This is a genomic window from Streptomyces sp. NPDC040622, assembly GCF_055593965.1.
In genome coordinates, this window is sequence record NZ_JBVIXD010000038.1 from 1 (window position 1) to 3,280 (window position 3,280).

Sequence of the window (3,280 nt, forward strand, 5' to 3'; positions counted from 1 at the left end):
CCTGCTGCGACCCCCGCCTCAACCCCACCCAGGCCCAGCACGTCGTCGCCGCCTGGACCCCCTGACCCCCACCCACCCCCTGCCCGCCCGGCAGCCACGCACCAAGTTCGAGGACTGGAACCATGACCGGCATACCCCCCATCAGCCCCTACCCCCTGCCCGCCGAGGGCGAGCTGCCCCCGGCCGCCGTGTCCTGGACCGCCGAGGCCGACCGGGCGGTCCTGCTCGTCCACGACATGCAGCGCTACTTCCTCAAGCCCTTCCCCGACAGCCTGCGCCAGGACCTCGTCACCCACGCCGCCCAACTGCGCGACCGCTGCGCGTCCCTGGGCATCCCCGTCGCCTACACCGCCCAGCCCGGCGGCATGAACGACGAACAGCGCGGCCTGCTCAAGGACTTCTGGGGCCCGGGCATGCGCCCCGCCCCCGAGGACCGCCAGGTCGTCGACGCCCTCGCCCCCACCGAACAGGACTGGCTGCTCACCAAGTGGCGCTACAGCGCCTTCTTCAAGACCGACCTGCTCGAGCGCATGCGCGCCGCGGGCCGCGACCAGCTCATCCTGTGCGGCATCTACGCCCACGTCGGCGTGCTGGCCACCGCCGTGGACGCCTTCACCCACGACATCCAGCCGTTCTTCGTCGCCGACGCCACCGCCGACTTCTCGCAGGACTACCACCGCTCGGCCCTCACCTACGCCGCCGAGCGCTGCGCCCGGGTCACCACCGTCAAGGGGCTCTTCTCATGACACAGACACCACCCACCCCCACCACCCCCGGCCCCCAGGACCTCCTGGGGGCGGCCCTGGACGGACAGAGCCAGGCCTTCGCCCTGCTCCACCGCCCCGGCGCCACCGGCCCCGGCGCCATCGAGGTCCTCACCGGCCAGGTGTCCCTGCCGGCCACCCTCGCCGACATCCCGCTGCCCCCCGACCCCGCCCCGGGCACCGCCGCCCGCCACGAGGTCCTGGTCCTCATGCCCTACCGGCAGCTGTCCGAGCGGGGCTTCGCCTGCGCCGACGACGGCACCCCGCTGATCGCCATGACCGTCACCGGCCAGCAGCAACTGCCCCTGACCGAGGCCCTGGCCCGCATCCCCGACGTGCCCACCCCGCTGTCCGGCGGCGACTTCGACGTCGACGACGCCGCCTACGAGGACGTGGTGCGCCGCATCGCCAAGGAAATGATCGGCACGGGGGAGGGCGCCAACTTCGTCATCAAGCGCACCTTCGTCGCCGACATCACCGACTACGGCCCGGCCAGCGCCCCGGCCCTCTTCCGGCGCCTGCTGGAACGCGAGTCCGGCGCCCACTGGACCTTCCTGATCCACACCGGCAGCCGCATCCTGGTGGGCGCCTCGCCCGAGCGCCACGTCAGCCTCCAGGACGGCACCGCCGTGATGAACCCGATCAGCGGCACCTACCGCTACCCGCCCTCCGGCTCCACCCTGCAGGGCGTCCTGGAATTCCTCGGCGACCGCAAGGAGACCGACGAGCTCTACATGGTCCTGGACGAAGAACTCAAGATGATGGCCCGCATCTGCGACACCGGCGGCCGCGTGGTGGGCCCCTACCTCAAGGAAATGGCCCGCGTCGCCCACACCGAGTACTTCATCGAGGGCAGCACCGACCGCGACGTGCGCGACATCCTGCGCGAGACGATGTTCGCCCCCACCGTCACCGGCAGCCCGCTGGAAAGCGCCTGCCGCATCATCCACCAGTACGAGCCCGGCGGCCGCGGCTACTACAGCGGCGCCGCCGCCCTGATCGGACGCGACGACCGGGGCGAGCGGGTGATGGACTCCGCGATCCTGATCCGCACCGCCGACATCACCCACCAGGGCCGCATCTCCATCGGCGTCGGCGCCACCATCGTGCGCCACTCCGACCCGGCCTCCGAGGCCGCCGAGACCCGCGCCAAGGCCGCCGGCCTGGTCGCCGCCCTCAACGGCGACACCAAACAGCGCTTCGCCGACCACCCCAGCGTGCGCCGCGCCCTGGAAGGACGCAACGACTCCATCGCCGGGTTCTGGCTCTCCGACACCCAGGCCCGCACCGCCGCCCTGCCCCAACTGGCCGGCCGCCGCGTGCTGGTGGTGGACGCCGAGGACACCTTCACCTCGATGATCGACCAGCAGCTGCGCTCCCTGGGACTCGAGGTCACCGTCAGCCGCTACGACCAGGACTACACCTTCGAGGGCCACGACCTCATCGTCATGGGACCGGGCCCGGGCGACCCCCAGGAGGTGGCCCACCCCAAGATGAGCCACCTGCACACCGCCGTCGCCACCCTGCTGCGCGAACAGCGGCCCTTCCTGGCGGTCTGCCTCAGCCACCAGGTCCTGGGACTCACGCTCGGCCTGCCGCTGCGCCGCCGCGACGTGCCCAACCAGGGCGTGCAGAAGGAGATCGACCTGTTCGGCGCCGCCGAACACGTCGGCTTCTACAACACCTTCGCGCTCCTGAGCCCGGACGAGGAGTTCACCCCCCGCGGCGTGCCCGGCCTGCCCCACGGCGAGCGCGTCCAGGTCAGCCGGGACGCGGCCACCGGCGAGGTGCACGCCCTGCGCGGACCCGGCTTCGCCTCCCTGCAGTTCCACCCCGAATCCGTCCTCACCCGCGAAGGCCCCCGCATCGTGGGCACGGTCCTGGCCGAACTCCTGGCCCCGGCCCGCACCCCCGACCCGGCCTGACCCCGTGAACGCCGGGCCGCCGCTCACCCCCCGAGCGCCGGCCCGGCCCCTCTGCCCGACCGCTGTGCCAGCCCGAGGACCCATGCATGTCTGAGCTGTCCCAGCCGAACGCCACCCCCACCGCGCCGCCCAACCCCGGTACAGGAAACCGGCGTTCGGAGACACTGACGGGAACCATCGAGGTGGCCTTCCCCGAGTTCCGCACCCCGCCCGCCGAAGCCCTGGGACTCCTGACCGCCTGGCTCAAGAGCGCCACCGACCAGGGCGTACGCGAACCACGCGCCCTGGCCCTGGCCACCGCCGACGCCCAGGGCCACCCCTCCTCCCGCATCGTCGCCGTCAACGAGATCACCGACACCGGCCGGCACACCACCCGCCTCCAGCTCTGACACACGCCGTGAGGGGCCGCAGACCAGATGGTCTGCGGCCCCTCACGGCGTATTCACGGCCCCCGGCGGGCGGGGGCGGGTTGTTCGGGTGGCGGGGTGTCAGCCGATGGTGGTGCGGCCGGCTTTGAGGGCGGCGGCGGTGTCGGTGACGCGGCGGGCCTGGTGGCGGGCGGCCTGCAGGGCGACCTCGCCCGGTGCGCCG

Annotated in this window: 3 protein-coding genes; all 3 read left to right on the forward strand. The window is 72.9% G+C overall.

Annotated elements, in window-relative coordinates; translation table 11 throughout:
* Positions 1-122 precede the first annotated feature (122 nt).
* Positions 123-746: an isochorismatase family protein gene (locus ACZ592_RS40300; protein ID WP_471586755.1), complete on the forward strand. Its 624-nt coding sequence runs from the start codon at positions 123-125 to the stop codon at positions 744-746.
* Complete coding sequence (locus ACZ592_RS40305; protein ID WP_471586756.1) at positions 743-2,689, forward strand: anthranilate synthase family protein; 1,947 nt, start codon at positions 743-745, stop codon at positions 2,687-2,689. The genes ACZ592_RS40300 and ACZ592_RS40305 overlap by 4 nt, the downstream gene beginning before the upstream one ends.
* Positions 2,690-2,775: 86 nt before the next feature.
* Positions 2,776-3,078 (forward strand): hypothetical protein, encoded by a 303-nt coding sequence (locus tag ACZ592_RS40310; protein WP_471586757.1) that lies wholly within the window; start codon positions 2,776-2,778, stop codon positions 3,076-3,078.
* Positions 3,079-3,280: the final 202 nt, after the last annotated feature.

Excerpts from the sequence above, each read along its gene's own strand:
- ACZ592_RS40310 (WP_471586757.1), top strand. The coding sequence starts at position 2,776 with ATGTCTGAGCTGTCCCAGCCGAACGCCACCCCCACCGCGCCGCCCAAC.
- ACZ592_RS40305 (WP_471586756.1), top strand. The coding sequence starts at position 743 with ATGACACAGACACCACCCACCCCCACCACCCCCGGCCCCCAGGACCTC.
- ACZ592_RS40300 (WP_471586755.1), top strand. The coding sequence starts at position 123 with ATGACCGGCATACCCCCCATCAGCCCCTACCCCCTGCCCGCCGAGGGC.